Source organism: Chromobacterium sp. Beijing, from assembly GCF_021496765.1.
In the GTDB taxonomy this organism is placed as follows: Bacteria; Pseudomonadota; Gammaproteobacteria; order Burkholderiales; family Chromobacteriaceae; genus Chromobacterium.
This window is the reverse complement of sequence record NZ_CP053750.1, coordinates 1,603,451-1,618,078: the sequence shown is the minus strand read 5'-3', so window position 1 is coordinate 1,618,078 and position 14,628 is coordinate 1,603,451. Positions and strand designations below refer to the sequence as shown.

Genomic DNA, 14,628 nt, shown 5'->3' with positions numbered 1-14,628 from the left:
AAGATGAGCAAGCCGTCGCATGTGGTCAATATCGACCAAGTGGAAGCCGTGGACTACCGGGAGGGCGAAGGGTGGGGCGGCAGCTATCATCCGCTGACGCCGGCGCTGGACGTCTTGCCCGGCCGGCTGGGCGCCAATCTGACCCGTCTGCCGCCGGGGCATGCGGGCTGCCCCTTTCATTCCCACGCCCGCGAGGACGAGATTTTCTATGTGCTGTCCGGGCGCGGCGTGCTGCGACTGGGCGACAGCCTGCAGGAAATCGGGCCCGGCGACTGCATTTCCTGTCCGGCCGGCACCGGCGTCGCGCATCAAATCGCCAACCCCTTCGATCAGGACCTGGTCTACCTCGGCATCGGCGTCAACGACCCGCACGAGGTCTGCGTCTATCCGGACAGCGGCAAGGTGCTGGTCCGCCATCTGAAGCAGGTGGGGCGGCTGGAAAGCGCGCCGTACTACGACGGCGAGCCGGCGCGCCCCGGCATCTTCGACATGCTGGAGCGGGAACAGGCGCTGGTCCGGAAATAGCCGGCTTGGCATGCGGCCGCGGCATGAGCGATAACGGAACCATCGTTCCTCCATGGATAAGGCAATGAAGAGGCGGGCATTGAGCCGCGTGGCGGCGGTGTTGGCGCTGGCGTGGCCGCTGGGCGCGGCGGCGGAGCCCTTGTCGTTCTGCTATGAGGATCAGGCTTCCTATCCCTGGCTGGACGGCCGCGGCGGCGGGCTGGACATTCAGTTGATCAAGCATGTGCAGAGCGCCTTGAAGCTGGAGCTGTATTTGCATCCGATGCCGTGGCGGCGCTGCATCAATATGCTGCGCCAAGGCAAGATGGACGGCGCTTTCGCCGCCAGCTTCGTGCCGGAGCGTTCGCAATGGGGGCTGTACCCCATGTTGCCGGACGGCGGACCGGACGCCGGCCAACGGCTGCACAGCGCCAGTTATTCCTTGTATCGGCTCAAGGGCACCACGGTGGATTGGGACGGCGCGCGCCTGTCCAGCGGCATGGCGCCGATAGGCATGCAGACCGATTTCTCCATCGGCCTCTTTTTGCGCAAGCAGCAGGTGGAGATAGACGACAGCAACCGCGATCCGCTGGCCATTCTGCAAAAGCTGCGCCTGCGGCGCTTGAGCGGAGCGGCCTTGCAGACGCCGCGCGCGGAGCAGATCCTGCGCGAGCATCCCGAGCTGACGGAGACGATAGAGCGCTGCCGGTTGCCCTTGGAAGAAAAGCCCTATTTCCTGATGTTGTCGCGCCAATTGGCGCACCGCGAACCCAGCCTGCCGGGCAGGATCTGGGCGGAGCTGGAGCGGCAACGCGAGTCGCCGGCCTTTCTCGCCCAGCTGCGGGCGCTGGGCGCGCACCGCGACGCCGGCGGCGCGGCGCACAAATGATGATGGATTGTTCAGCGACTGCTTGCTATCAAAGTTAAAGCTTTTGCTTTATTATTTTCCGCTCCTTGATTTCCTTAGGAATCCCCATGCATAAGAAAACGCTTTTGGCCGCCGGCTGTCTATGGCTGGCCGCCGGTCCGGCCTTGGCGGAGGCCTGGTCCTATCCTGGTTGGCAGGACGGCCGAGACACCCGCGTCAAGGCGCTGGCCCTGCTGCAGACCTTGAACGCCACCTTGCTGAGCAATAGCAGCGCCACCCGCACCTTGCAGCAATGGTGCGCGGATCACCGGATGGCGTCTCCGGCGCAGATTCGCGCCTTGCGCAATCCGGCGGATCACAAGGAAGCCAGCCCGGAAGTGCGCGCCCAGTTGCAGGCGCGGCCGGACGAGCGCATCGCCTACCGCCGGGTGCGGCTGGCTTGCGGCGAGCATGTGTTGTCCGAGGCCGACAACTGGTATTTGCCGTCCAAGCTGAGCGCGGAGATGAACCGCCAACTGGACGGCAGCGACGTGCCGTTTGGCCGCGCGGTGGCGGCGCTGAACTTCCGCCGGCAAACCGAGGAAGTCAAATTGCTGTGGTCGCCGTTGCCGGCGGGCTGGGAAATGAAGCCCGCGGCCCAGGGCGTCGCCGCCGGCGGCCTGGATATCGCGCCGGAAGTGTTGCAACACCGCGCCGTGCTCTACCGCGGCAGCGACAACGCGCCGTTCAGCGTGGTGGTGGAGACGTATCAGCGAGACGTCTTCGCCTTCCCGCTGGCCTATTGAGGCCGCGTCGAACGAGTCTTGCGAGCAGGGCGCTGGCAGCGTCCGCTGCGCAAACAACAGAAGAAGAAAGCAAGCATGATGAAGAAAACACAGAAACTGGGCGGCCTGCTCTTGGCCGGCCTGATCGCCGGCCAGCCGGCGCTGGCGGACCGCCTGGACGATATCCTGCAACGCGGCAGCGTGCGGGTGGGCACCACCGGCGATTACCGTCCGTTCAGCGAGCGGAACGCGGCCAGCGGCGCCTATCGCGGCCTGGACATCGAGATGGCCGAGAGCCTGGCGCGGGCGCTGGGCGTCAAGCTGGAGCTGGTGGCCACCAGCTGGCCGACGCTGATGCGCGACCACGAGGCCGGCAAGTTCGACATCGCGATGAGCGGGGTGTCGATCAATCTGGAGCGGCAGAAGCGGGCGCTGTATTCGCAGCCCTATCTGAACGACGGCAAGACGCCGATCACCCGCTGCGAAAACGTCCAGCGTTTTCAGACCATCGCCCAGATCAACCAGCCCCGGGTCAAGCTGATCGTCAATCCGGGCGGCACCAATGAAAAATTCGCGCGCGCCCGCTTGCCAGCGGCCGCGCTGACCGTGCATCCGGACAACGTCACCATTTTCCGGCAGATCATAGACGGCAAGGCCGATCTGATGGTGACGGACGCGGTGGAAACCCGTTATCAGCAGAAGCTGCATCCGGAGCTGTGCGCGGTGCACCCGGAGAAGCCGTTCGACTTTTCGCAAAAAGCCTATCTGCTGCCCAACGACTGGCGCTGGAAAGCCTGGGTGGATCAATGGCTGAGCCAGAGCCTGCAAAACGGCGAATTCGCCGGCCTGTCGGCCAAGTGGCTGGGGAAGTGAGTCTGACCTAGGCTTCGCTGCCTCGCAGTTGCTCGATATAGCAATTGAACAGCTCGGCGTGGCTGGCCACGCCGAGCTTCAGATACAGATTGCGGCGGTGAACCTTGACCGTTTCCGGCGAAATGGCCAGCTGTTGGGCGATGGCCTTGCTGGACAGGCCGCACAGCGTCAGCCGCGCCACCTCGGCCTCGCGCTCGGACAGCCTGCCGTGGCCAAAATGATTCAGCGTCTGCGTCAGTTGATCGGCCAGGCGCTGCGATGGCGGCGTGGGCGCGGAGCTCAGCTGCCAGTGACGCCGCATCGCGGACAGCAGCCAGGGCTGCATCACGCGCAGCTTGCCGATGTCGGCCGGTTCGAACGCGCTGGCCTTGCCCAGCGACAAGGTCAAAACCTGGTCCGGAGCCAGGCGCAGCAGCAGCTGGACCTCGTCCACGCCCACCTCGCCGCTCATATAACGCTGAAAATACTCGCTTTGGCGGAAGTGGTCCGGCGCGATGTCGGGCAAGTGGTGGAGGCCGTCGGGAAAAGGCCGCTGCGCGTATTGATAGAAGGGGTCCAGCAGATACAGGCCCTGGCAGTAAAGCGCCATCGGCGACGGCGCGGCCAAGTGCTGAAAATCGCATTCCTCCAGAATCTGCGGCGGCGCGTTCGCGTGGAAACAGGCGGCCAGCGCATTGTCCAGCGGCACGCTGCCGCGCAACAGCAAGACCAGCTGACGCCAAAACCCGGGCAGACCGATGTGCGCCATCAGCTGCGCCAGATGATGGTGCAGCGGCAGTTCCTTCAACAAAGCTTCCATCCGGCAATCCCCGCTCGGGGTAACCCATCACGGTGATTGGGCGCCCTCCCGCGTCAAAATACACTGTCTCCCGCAAGTCTGACTACAAGACCATAGCGACAAGAGGAGAACACTATGAGCCAAGCCGCAAGCCGCCCCGGATTGCGCCGTTCATTGAGCGTGACGGACGTCGTGTTGATAACCGTGTCCGGCGTGACGCCGGCCAGTTCCATTTTCGTGATCGCGCCGTTTGCGCTGCAAGGCGCCGGCAGCGGGGCTTTTCTGGCCTTCGCGCTGGCGGCGGCGCTGGCCGTCGCGTTCGCGCTGTGCTACGCCGAGCTGGGCGCGGCCCACCCCAACGCCGGCGGCGAGTACGTGATCATCGAGCGGGTGTTCGGCCGCGCGCTCAGCCTGCAAATGTATCTGCTGATTCTATGCCTGCTGCTGTTCATCCCGGCGGTGCTGGCCACCGGGGCCGCGCCCTATCTGAACTCCGCGCTGGGCACCCGGCTGGACGGCGCCGAAGTGGCGCTGACCATGATCGTGCTGTGTTTCGGCATCGCGGTGCTGGACATCAAGCTGAACGCCTGGCTGACCGGCTCCTTCCTGCTGCTGGAACTGGCCGCGCTGGCCTTGATCGCCTGGCTGGGCTTCAGCGAAGCGCAGCAGCCGGCGACGGTGCTGTGGCAGCCGGTGAGGGCGGCGGCGGACGGCGGCCTCGCCGCGGTGCCCGCCGCGGCGATCATCGCCATGGTGGGGACGGCGGTGTTCGCCTACAACGGCTTCGGCGGGGCGGTGTACTTTGCCGAGGACATGCGCGAAAGCGGCCGGCCGGTGGCGAAGGCGGTGCTGGCGGCGCTGTCCATCGTGGTGCTGGTGGAACTGATACCGGTGACCGCCCTGATCCTGGGCGCGCCCTCGCTGGCGGAAATGAGCCGGCAGGCCGATCCGATCAACTACGTGCTCAGTCATTTGAGCAGCCAGGGGCTGGCGCGGGTGATCAGCGGCGGCATCTTTCTATCGGTGTTCAACGCCATCATCGCCATCGTGGTGCAAAGCGGCCGCTTCTTGTACTCCAGCGGTCGGGACGGTTTGTGGCCGGCGCCGGCGAGCCGGGCGCTGCAACGCATCCATCCGCGCTTCGGCACGCCCTGGGTGGCCACGCTGGCGCTGGCCGTCCCGTCCGCCTTGCTGACCTTTCATTCCAGTCTGGGCGATCTGGCGTCCTTCACCGTGATCATCCTGATGCTGAACTATCTATTGCTGGCGCTGGCGGCCCTGCGCAGCCGCCTGGGCCGGCATCCGCATCCTTACCGCATGCCCGGCTGGCCGTGGCCGCCCTTGTTGGCGGCGGCGGGCAGCCTCTCCCTATTATGGGCGGTGCTGCGAGACGCGCCCGCGCGGGACTGGTGGATTATCGGCGGCATCGCGCTGACCGGGCTTTTGCTGGCGGGCCGTAAGCAGCCCGCCGCCGTATTGATCGTTGAAGAACAGAAAGAGAGGTGAGTATGTTGAAACGAGCCAGAGCATTGGGCATTCGCATCGGCCAGGGCGAGCCCGGCCCCCTGAACGCGATTACGGACGTGCCCGGCGTGAGGGTGGGGCACGCCGCCGCCTGGGCGGATTTCGACGACGGCCGCCGCGCGCGCACCGGGGTCACGGTGATCGAACCGCGGCCGGGTCTGGCGCGGCGCATGCCGTGCTTTGCCGGCGTGCATGTGTTGAACGGCAACGGCGACGCCAGCGGCCTGGAGTGGCTGCGCGAGGCCGGCGTGCTGAGCACGCCGATCGCGCTGACCAATACCCATAGCGTGGGCGTGGTGCGGGACGCCTTGATCGCCGGCGAGCGCGAGGCGGTGGCCGGCGAGCCGCAGCTGTATTGGACCATGCCGGTGGTGCTGGAAACCTTCGACGGCCTGCTCAACGACATCAACGGCTTCCACGTGAAGGCGGAACACGCGCGCGCCGCGCAAGCGGCGGCCAGCGGCGGCCTGCCGGCCGAGGGCAGCGTGGGCGGCGGCAGCGGCATGATCTGCCATGAGTTCAAGGGCGGCATCGGCACCGCTTCGCGACGGCTGCCGGCGGAGGCGGGCGGCTGGACGGTGGGGGCGCTGGTGCAGGCCAATCACGGCAAGCGCGGCTCCTTGCTGGTGGAGGGCTACCCGGTGGGCCGTCATCTGAGCTGCGCGGAGATTCCCTCGCCGTTTGACGCCGGACGGCTGCCGCAGCCGGGCATGGGCTCCATCGTGGCGGTGCTGGCCACCGACGCGCCCTTGCTGCCGGATCAATGCCGGCGGCTGGCGCAGCGCGCCGGCATCGGCATCGCCCGCACCGGCGGCGGCACCGAGGATTCCAGCGGCGACATCTTCGTGGCCTTCGCCACCGGCAACCAAGGCCTGCCGATGACCGATTACGCCGGCAAGGGCGCCTTGACCTGCGCGGTGGAGATGGTGAACGCGGACCATCTCTCGCCCTTGTTCGAGGCGGCGGCGGAAGCGGTGGAAGAAGCCATCGTCAACGCCTTGCTGGCGGCGGGCGATCTGAGCGGCCACCACGGCCACGCGGCGCATGGCCTCAAGGCCGAGCGCTTGCTGGCGGCTTTGCGGGAAAGCGGCTGGCGTCCACGCTGACCGGCGCGTCGGCGCGCGGCCCCGGTGTTTTGTTTGCGTCATGAAATGCTATTATCATGGCATGGGGCCGCATCGGCGGCGGACACACAGCAGGAGGCGGAGATGAAGACACCGGACAGCCCGGCCGACGAACCGCAGCGTTTGGCGACCCTGCGCGCGCTGGGCGTGCTGGACACGGCGGCGGAGGAACGTTTCGACCGCCTGACCCGCATGGCCAAGCGTTTGTTTCGGGTGCCCATCGCCCTGGTCAGCCTGGTGGACGAGAACCGTCAGTGGTTCAAATCCTGCGTCGGCCTGTCGGCGGCGGAAACCGGACGCGATATTTCCTTTTGCGGCCACGCCATACTGGGCGACGACATCTTCTACATCCCGGACGCGCTGGCGGACGAGCGCTTCGCCGACAACCCGCTGGTGACGGACGCGCCGTATATTCGCTTCTACGCCGGCTGCCCGCTGCACGCGGCCAACGGCGCCAAGGTGGGCACCCTGTGCGTGATCGATGTCCAGCCGCGCGAGTTCGATCACGACGACGCGCAGGCGCTGCACGATCTGGCGCGCATGGTGGAGGCGGAGCTGATCGCCTTCCAGGCCGCCACCACCGATGAGCTGACCGGCCTCTCCAACCGGCGCGGCTTCCGGCTGCTGGCGCAGTACAGCCTCAATTTCTGCGCGCGGCAAAACCTGCCGGTCAGCCTGGCCTTCATGGACCTGGACAAGTTCAAGGCGATCAACGACAGCTTCGGCCACGCCGCCGGGGACCATGCGCTGGCGGCTTTCGCCGAACAGATGCGCGCCTCCTTCCGCTCCGCGGACCTGCTGGCGCGGCTGGGCGGGGACGAGTTCGTGGTCTTGCTGTCCGATGTCGAACATGAGCGGGCGCAGGCGGCGATGGCCAAGTTCGCGCGTCACCTGGAGGCTTACAACGCCGGCGCCGGCCAGCCTTATCGGCTGGCGTTTTCCGACGGCATCGTGGAGCTGGACGCGGAACGCCACTTCTCCATCGAGGCGCTGCTGGCGGAGGGCGACGAGCTGATGTATTCGATCAAAGCCGCCAAACGCTAGCCGCGGGCGGCTTCCCGGAGCGGCGCGCCCGCTTGTCCACGTGATTTTTACAGCGGAACTTTCACTTTTCATGCCCCTCTAGTCTGAAAACAAACTGCGCAGCATCCTGTGCGCCTAAATAAAAAATCCACACTAGGGAGGCGGCCGCCATGGTCCATGATGTGTCCTTGATTTCCACCATTGCGGCGGGCCTCGGCCTGTCTCTGATTCTGGGCCTGCTCTGCGAGCGGATGCGCATCCCGGCCCTGGTCGGCTATCTGCTGGCCGGCATCGTCATCGGCCCGGCCACGCCGGGCTTCGTCGCCGATATGAAGATCGCCGCGCAGCTGTCCGAAATCGGCGTGATGCTGCTGATGTTCGGCGTCGGCTTGCACTTTTCGATGAAGGACCTGCTGTCGGTCCGGCGCATCGCCGTGCCGGGCGCCATCGTGCAAATGAGCGCCGCCACCGGGCTGGCGCTGTTCATCGCCTGGTGTTGGGGCTGGAGCTGGTCCAGCGGCCTGATCTTCGGCCTGTCGCTGTCCTGCGCCAGCACCGTGGTGCTGCTCAAGGCGCTGGAAGTGCGCGGCATCCTGGACACCATCAACGGCCGCATCGCCGTGGGCTGGCTGGTGGTGGAGGACCTGGCCTGCGTGCTGGTGCTGGTGCTGATGCCGCCGATGGCGGCGTTGTTGAGCGGCGCGCCCGCCGCCGCCAACGCCGCGCCGCTGTGGCAGACCATCATGCTGACCTTGCTGCAAGTGGCCGCCTTCATCGCCCTGATGCTGATCGCCGGCCGGCGCGCCTTGCCGTGGCTGCTGTGGCGGGTGGCCAAGACCGGATCGCGCGAGCTGTTCACGCTGGCCGTGACGGCGGCGGCCATCGGCATCGCCTTCGGCGCCGCCCATCTGTTCAACGTCTCCTTCGCGCTGGGCGCTTTCTTCGCCGGCATGATGATGCGGGAGTCCGAATTCAGCCACCGCGCCGCCCGCGAATCGCTGCCGCTGCGCGACGCCTTCTCCGTATTGTTCTTCGTGTCGGTGGGCATGCTGTTCGATCCGGCGATTCTGCTGGAACAGCCGCTGATGGTGCTGAGCGCGGTGGCCGTCATCATGCTGGGCAAAACCCTGGCGGCGCTGGCCCTGGTCATTCTGTACCGCTATCCCTTGAGCACCGCGCTGACCATTGCCGCCAGCCTGGCGCAGATCGGGGAATTCTCCTTCATCCTGGCCGGGCTGGGCGTGTCCCTGGGCCTGCTGTCGGCGCAGGGCATGAGCCTTGTGCTGGCCAGCGCCCTGATCTCCATTGGCCTCAACCCGCTGTTGTTCGCCTTGCTGGAGCCCTTGCGCGGCTGGTTGCTGGCGCGCTCGGAATGGGCGCGCAGCCTGGAGCGCAGGGCGGACCCCTACGCCGAGCTGCCGATGAGCACCGAACGCAAATATCTGGAAGGCCAGGTGGTGCTGGTGGGCTACGGCCGCATCGGCCGCGGCGTGGCGGCGGAGCTGGAGCGCAATCGGGTGCCCTTTGTGGTGGTGGACCATAATCGCGAGCTGGTGGAAACGCTGCGCAATCAGGGCCGGGCGGCGGTGACCGGCGACGCCGCCGAGGCGGCCGTGTTGATCCAGGCGCATATCGTCAACGCCTCGGTGTTGGCGGTGACCACGGCGGACGCGCTCAATCTGCGACAGATGGTGGAGGTGGCGCGCACCTTGAACCCGGAGTTGCGCATCGCGCTGCGCGCGCGCAACGGGGAGGAAGCCGAACTATTGCGCGGAGAAGGGCTGGGCGCGGTGTTCCTGGCCGACGAGGAGCTGGCCGGCAGCATCGGCCGCCATGTGCTGCACTGCTTCACCGCGGAGTCGCCGCGGGCGGCGCACTGAGCCCCGCGGATTCATCCCGCTCCAGCCAGGCTTTGGCCGCGGCCAGGTCGCGCGCCACCCAGTCGGCGTCGGCCTCGAATTGCGCGTCGTCGACGCCTGCTTGGCGAAACAGGGTCAACAGCAGCTCGCAACCCTCGTCGCGCGCCAGCAGGCGCAAGGGGACGTAGACCTCCGCCTGCCCGGGCGGCGACACCCAGTGATCCAGCACGCCGTAGTCGTTGGCTGGCGAAAAGCGCAAGGGCATCACGCCCTGCGGCGTGTCCGCCAGCCAGCCGTCGCCGTCGCGGCGCAAGGCCCCGGCCAGGCCGGAGGCCCAGCGCGGGAAGTTTTCCGGCGGCGCCAGCAAGGCATAGGCGCGGGCGAAAGGGCAGGCAATACTGACGCTGAGATGGCGCGGCGGCGTGGGCATGGGATTCTCCAATACGGCGATGCTACTTGAGTGTAGACGACGGCGGACCATGTGCCGTTGACATGCTTCGCGCCAACGGGCTATGGTCATTCCCGGTGCTCAAAACACCATACAAACAGCGGCTACCGCACCCGTAAGATTCGCGGTTTTTTTGCGTCCATGGTTTTGGCAAACTCCCACTTGTGGGACAATGCGCGTCCATGGCCGGGTGTGCGGCTAATACAATACCCGCAAGGGGAATACGCCCGCCGTCTGTTTGCGGTTTTGAGCACCCGGCCGCCCTCTCAAAAGGGGCGAAACCCTCAAAAGGTCCAAACAGGAGGCCGCCATGGCCAAGATCGACACCCTCCGCGAGGCGCGTCGCGCCCTCAGGCATATTCGTGCCGCCCAATCCCATTTCAAACAATTGCCCGAGGCGCTGCGCCGGGAGATGTCCCGTCAACCGCCGCGTCAAACGCCGTTCATCGTAGAACTGTCCCCGGAGGTTTTGTGGAGCCTGCTGGAGGCGAGGTATGGCGTGGAATGCGCGTATGAGCGGCTGCGGCTGCTGCTGGCGGCGGCGCAGACAGAAACCGTCAAATAGATTGCCGCCGGTGAGAGGGCGGGAATGAGAAAAGCCCGGACGATGCGTCCGGGCTTTTGATATTGGCGAAAGCGCTGAGACTTGGACTGACGGTGGACTCGCACTCAAGACAGTTTCAAATCAGATTGTTTTTGTGTAATTTCATTGGCCGGCATGATCCGCCAATTTTCACTATCCGCTGTGGCTTATGTGGTTTGAATGTGGGCTAATTAATTCAGGCAGGCAGCGAAGGCCCGCTAACAAAACCCCTGATCCTGCCTTGTACCTCCTTGTCGTACGACTGGTACTGCCTGCGTTGGCGCGCCTTAGCCCAGGTTCTCTGCGAGGTGTAGTGAGCTGCTCTAAATGGACTGAATATTATTTTCTGCATTTTTCTAATTAGTAAGATCAGCAAGCACAAACCGTGCTGAAAGAATGTGAATAATAACTAACAAAAATTGAGAACGGAAGACATGCCAGTCAGTCCCTAAAGTGTGCGGCCGCATTGGTATTGGCTTGATTGTTAATGCTAGTTGTGTTTTGACTGCCTTAATCAAGGCTTGTGTGAGTATCGAGGCAAGCGCCTTAAGGTATTCCTATTACCTTAATTTTATTGTCAATATAGGGATTTGTGAATTTTCTGCATCTTTCTAGCACATTTTAAAGGAGTTTGATTATGAAGACTGTAAATATTCTGACTATTCCTTTTGCCGCCGTTCTTATGCTGGCGTCTTCCTTCGTTAGCGCGTCACCCGCTGAATCGGCGAACGCCAAGGAGGCCGCATCCGCCATGCAACAAGCCGGCAAACCGCCTGCAACATTAAATGCTCTAGTCGATCAAATCCAGCCAAGAAAGCCGGGGCAGTGCTTCTCTGCAAAGAACTGCACGGGGAAGGTCATTGGCAACCACCAACATGCGCATAACTGCAAAAATGCAGGTGGCAAATCTTGGCGCAGCGGCGTGACAGGACAATGCAGTAATTTGTAATCTTTTCAGTTCTTAATCTTAAACAACAGCTTCGCGAGCTTTGGCTCGTGGAGCTGTTTTTCGTTAACAGGCTCTTCGCTTAGAGGGTTGTTGATTAATTGCTCTATTTTTCATGGGTTTATTGGGTGTTTCCATTGTGATTTTATGCGATTAAATTATGTTAAGTGGGTTTTGTAAACTAATATTTACACCCTGTTACGGAACTTGGCTAGTCAGTTGACAGAAGTAATACAAACGTTTGAAATAATTTGATGAAAATAAATGCCCAACCACCAACCAATAGATTGAAAATGAAAAAACTTATCATTGCTTCCATTCTGGGACTGTCCGCAGTTACCGCTCATGCGGCTGAGAGTGGCGCGTATGTTTTTGGTAATTTGGGCTACAACACGGAGAAGGTAAAGAGCCAAGAAGGAATCACTGACAATAAAAGCGCAGGAGGTATCTGGGAGGTCGGAGCCGGCTACCGCTTCGGCTCCTACTTTGCGACGGAAGTGTCATATCTCAACTTCGGCAAGATGCAATACTCTATTGTCGACGAAGACGGGAAAACAAACTACTCGGTACCGATGCATGCTGAGAGGCTGGCTCTGGTCGGGATTCTGCCGGTGTCAGAAGATATTGAACTTTTTGGCAAAGCCAGCCTCAACAACGTGCATGCCACCGCCGGAGGAGAAAGTAAACGCAAAGTAATGCCTGGTATTGGCATTGGTGCTAGCTATGCGATCACAAAAAACTTTGCCCTGCGTGGTGAGTACGAGTATATCAAGAGTGCGATGAACTCCATGAGTGAGGATAGTAAGGATGTGACATCGGGCACCAATCTATTCAAGCTTGGTGTAAGCTACCAGTTCTAATTTGGTTGGCCCTCCATTTGGAGGGCTTCTTGATATTGTATAAGGATGGATATGCGGTTTTTGCTTTTAGGAAGTGTTCTCATGTCATTTTCGATAGTGGCTGGTGCGAAGGAAATGGATGCGGCCACATCCAAAAGATATGGGGTATGTGTTGGGGTTGCCAACTCGGTGGCTCAGACATTGACTGCTTTTTCTGATATGGGCAGTAGTGAAATCTGGTTGTGGCGAAACAGTAAAATTAGAAATTGTGAATACAATTCTAAGGATGATGGTTATTTCTTTAAGGAAAGCCTAAAAGAAATGTGGAGCTTTGCGAATAAAAAAATAGAAAATGATAACAAGGCAAAAGTAAGAAATAGTGACTATTCCATGGAGCTGGAAAATTAGCCTTCTGTCAAGGATGCATTTGGTCCCTCGCCGCATAGAGCCCGGTCATAACTGGGCTTTATTTATTTTGGACAGCTGAAGAAGTGGAGCCTTTGAAGCAGGGCCATCATCAAAGTGCCGTGACAGGGCGCTTTGGTGTTCAGCAGCAAGGAGGGCATTGCGGAAGAGGGCAAGATTTTGCCCGCTGGGAGTGGGCTGGAAAGTTAAAGTCCACGCGGTAAAGGCCCCGAAACGGCAATAGCCCAAGCATAGGCTTGGGCTATTTATTTTGGCGGAAGCGGTGAGATTCGAACTCACGGTGGGCTCGCACCCACGACGGTTTTCAAGACCGTTGCATTAAACCACTCTGCCACGCTTCCCGATTCGGTAAGAGGGCGCAATTCTAGCGGGTCTTAGCCGCTTTGCCTAGAGGGCCGGCGCATTTGACGCCAGCATTTCCGCCGCGTGCTCGCGCGTGGTCTGGGTCAGCTCCACGCCGCCCAGCATGCGGGCGATTTCCAGCACCCGTTGTTCGCTGTTCAGCGGCTCGATGCGGCTCTTGACCCGGCCCTTGTGCTCGCTCTTGCTGACTTGCCAGTGATGGCTGCCGCAGGAGGCCACTTGGGGCAGGTGGGTGATGCACAGCACCTGGTAGCGCTGGCCCAGCTGGCGCAGCATGTGGCCGATGACTTCGGCGACGCGGCCGCCGATGCCGACGTCTACTTCGTCGAAGATCAGCGTGGGCACGCTGGCCACCTGGCTGATCACCACTTGCATGGCCAGGCTGATGCGGGACAGTTCGCCGCCGGAGGCCACTTTGGCCAGCGGGCGCAGGCTGGTGCCGGCGTTGGCGGCCACCAGGTATTCGATGGACTCCAGGCCGTGGGCGCCGGGTTCGGACAGGGCGGCCAGTTCGATGGCGAAGCGCGCGCCGCTCATCGCCAGGTGCTGCATTTCCGCGCCGATGCGGGCGGACAGCTCGCTGGCGGCCTGGCGGCGCTTGCCGGACAGGGCCTCGGCCTGCGCGCGGTAGCGCGCCAGCGTGGAGGCTTCGGCCAGCGCCAGCGCTTCGATGTCGGCGGAGGCTTCCAGCGCTTGCAGCTGTTGCTGCCAGTCGTCCAGTTTTTCCTGCAGGTCTTGCGGCTGCACCCGGTATTTGCGCGCGGTGCTCATCAGCGCTTCCAGCCGGCCTTCCACTTCGGCCAGCTGGCCGGGGTTTTCGTCGATGTCGCTGGCGTAGTCGCGCAGGCTGTAGACCACTTCGCGCAACTCAGCGTCCACGGAGTCGAGCAGCGACAGGGTGTCCGCCAGCCGCGGGTCCAGATTGGCCAGCTTGCTGAGCCGGGTTTGCACCTGGGACAGCATGGTCAGGCAGCTATTGTCCATCTCGGACAGGGTGTCCACCGCCAGCTGGGCGCTTTGCGCCAGTTCGGCGGCGTTGGCCAGCCGGGAGTGGCTCTGGTTCAGCGCGCTCCATTCGTCCGGCTGCAGCTTGAGCTCGCTCAGTTCGTTGATCTGCCAGTTCAGCCGTTCGCGCTCGACTTCGGATTCGCGCGACAGCCGTTCGGCGTCGGCGCGGGCGCGGCGGGCGGTCTGCCAGTCTTGCCAGGCCTTGTTCACGTCTCGGGCCAGCGCGACGGAGCCGGCGTAGGCGTCCAGCAGCTGGCGCTGGGCGTCCGCCTTCATCAGCGATTGGTGGGCGTGCTGGCCGTGGATGTCGACCAGGAATTCGCCCAGCTGCTTGAGCTGGCTGAGGGTGGCGGCCTGGCCGTTGACGAAGCTGCGCGAGCGGCCGGATTTGTCCAGCAGCCGGCGCAGCAGGAGCACGTCGTCGTCGCCGTTGAGGCCGTTTTCGTCCAGCCAGGCGTCGATTTCAGGGCGGCCGCGGGTGTCGAATTCGGCGGTGATCTCGGCGCGCTCCGCGCCTTCGCGCACTTGCGCGCCTTCGGCGCGGTCGCCCAGCAGCAGGCTCAGGGCGTCCAGCAGAATGGATTTGCCGGCGCCGGTTTCGCCGGTGAGCACGGTGAAGCCGGCTTGGAAGTCCAGCGAGATGCTGTCGACGATGACGAAGTCTTTAACGGTCAGCGATAGGAGCATGGGGTGTTCGC

The 14,628-nt window shown here is 63.0% G+C and carries 15 protein-coding genes and 1 tRNA gene; 12 read left to right on the top strand and 4 right to left on the bottom strand.

What is annotated here, in order from left to right; translation table 11 throughout:
* The first annotated feature begins 3 nt into the window (after positions 1–3).
* The 4 genes from HQN78_RS07655 to HQN78_RS07640 all read left to right on the top strand — a co-directional run bounded on the left by HQN78_RS07655 (position 4) and on the right by HQN78_RS07640 (position 3,009).
* Positions 4–525 carry a cupin domain-containing protein gene (locus HQN78_RS07655; protein ID WP_235088832.1) on the top strand — a complete coding sequence of 174 codons (522 nt, stop codon included), beginning with the start codon at positions 4–6 and terminating at the stop codon, positions 523–525.
* A gap of 64 nt (positions 526–589) precedes the next feature.
* Positions 590–1,393 (top strand): transporter substrate-binding domain-containing protein, encoded by an 804-nt coding sequence (locus HQN78_RS07650; RefSeq protein ID WP_235088831.1) that lies wholly within the window; start codon positions 590–592, stop codon positions 1,391–1,393.
* 86 nt (positions 1,394–1,479) lie between these two features.
* Complete coding sequence (locus HQN78_RS07645; RefSeq protein ID WP_107799281.1) at positions 1,480–2,157, top strand: hypothetical protein; 678 nt, start codon at positions 1,480–1,482, stop codon at positions 2,155–2,157.
* Between the two features lie 75 nt (positions 2,158–2,232).
* Complete coding sequence (locus tag HQN78_RS07640) at positions 2,233–3,009, top strand: transporter substrate-binding domain-containing protein (RefSeq protein ID WP_304502844.1); 777 nt, start codon at positions 2,233–2,235, stop codon at positions 3,007–3,009.
* A 7-nt stretch (positions 3,010–3,016) separates the two neighbouring features.
* Here the strand turns inward: HQN78_RS07640 and HQN78_RS07635 are convergent, their stop codons facing one another.
* On the bottom strand, positions 3,017–3,808 hold the full coding sequence (locus HQN78_RS07635) for a LuxR C-terminal-related transcriptional regulator (protein WP_235088829.1): 792 nt from the start codon (positions 3,806–3,808) through the stop codon (positions 3,017–3,019).
* 114 nt (positions 3,809–3,922) lie between these two features.
* Here HQN78_RS07635 and HQN78_RS07630 point away from each other — a divergent pair, with 114 nt between their 5' ends.
* The 4 genes from HQN78_RS07630 to HQN78_RS07615 all read left to right on the top strand — a co-directional run bounded on the left by HQN78_RS07630 (position 3,923) and on the right by HQN78_RS07615 (position 9,338).
* A complete protein-coding gene (locus tag HQN78_RS07630) occupies positions 3,923–5,293 on the top strand; it encodes an APC family permease (protein ID WP_235088827.1) in 1,371 nt (456 codons plus the stop codon).
* Between the two features lie 2 nt (positions 5,294–5,295).
* Positions 5,296–6,417, top strand: a complete 1,122-nt coding sequence (locus HQN78_RS07625; protein WP_107799277.1) for a P1 family peptidase — start codon at positions 5,296–5,298, stop codon at positions 6,415–6,417.
* Positions 6,418–6,519: 102 nt separating this feature from the next.
* Positions 6,520–7,479 carry a diguanylate cyclase gene (locus HQN78_RS07620; RefSeq protein ID WP_107799276.1) on the top strand — a complete coding sequence of 320 codons (960 nt, stop codon included), beginning with the start codon at positions 6,520–6,522 and terminating at the stop codon, positions 7,477–7,479.
* 149 nt (positions 7,480–7,628) lie between these two features.
* A complete protein-coding gene (locus tag HQN78_RS07615) occupies positions 7,629–9,338 on the top strand; it encodes a cation:proton antiporter (RefSeq protein WP_107799275.1) in 1,710 nt (569 codons plus the stop codon).
* Here the strand turns inward: HQN78_RS07615 and HQN78_RS07610 are convergent.
* A complete protein-coding gene (locus tag HQN78_RS07610) occupies positions 9,307–9,747 on the bottom strand; it encodes a hypothetical protein (protein WP_235088826.1) in 441 nt (146 codons plus the stop codon). The two genes, HQN78_RS07615 and HQN78_RS07610, sit on opposite strands and share 32 nt — an antisense overlap.
* Positions 9,748–10,075: 328 nt before the next feature.
* On the opposite strand from HQN78_RS07610, the gene HQN78_RS07605 reads away from it, so the two are divergent.
* The 4 genes from HQN78_RS07605 (at position 10,076) to HQN78_RS07590 (ending at position 12,541) form a co-directional block, all read left to right on the top strand.
* Entirely contained in the window at positions 10,076–10,330 is a 255-nt protein-coding gene (locus HQN78_RS07605; RefSeq protein ID WP_227108147.1) for a hypothetical protein, read from the top strand.
* A 655-nt stretch (positions 10,331–10,985) separates the two neighbouring features.
* A complete protein-coding gene (locus tag HQN78_RS07600) occupies positions 10,986–11,297 on the top strand; it encodes a hypothetical protein (RefSeq protein WP_227108148.1) in 312 nt (103 codons plus the stop codon).
* Between the two features lie 290 nt (positions 11,298–11,587).
* A complete protein-coding gene (locus HQN78_RS07595; protein ID WP_235088825.1) occupies positions 11,588–12,154 on the top strand; it encodes an outer membrane beta-barrel protein in 567 nt (188 codons plus the stop codon).
* 81 nt (positions 12,155–12,235) lie between these two features.
* Positions 12,236–12,541, top strand: a complete 306-nt coding sequence (locus tag HQN78_RS07590) for a hypothetical protein (protein WP_235088824.1) — start codon at positions 12,236–12,238, stop codon at positions 12,539–12,541.
* Positions 12,542–12,810: 269 nt separating this feature from the next.
* Here HQN78_RS07590 and HQN78_RS07585 read toward each other — a convergent pair.
* Positions 12,811–12,900 (bottom strand) — tRNA-Ser (locus HQN78_RS07585).
* A 46-nt stretch (positions 12,901–12,946) separates the two neighbouring features.
* Positions 12,947–14,617, bottom strand: coding sequence for a DNA repair protein RecN (gene recN, locus HQN78_RS07580; protein WP_235088823.1), 1,671 nt, complete (start codon positions 14,615–14,617; stop codon positions 12,947–12,949).
* Positions 14,618–14,628: the final 11 nt, after the last annotated feature.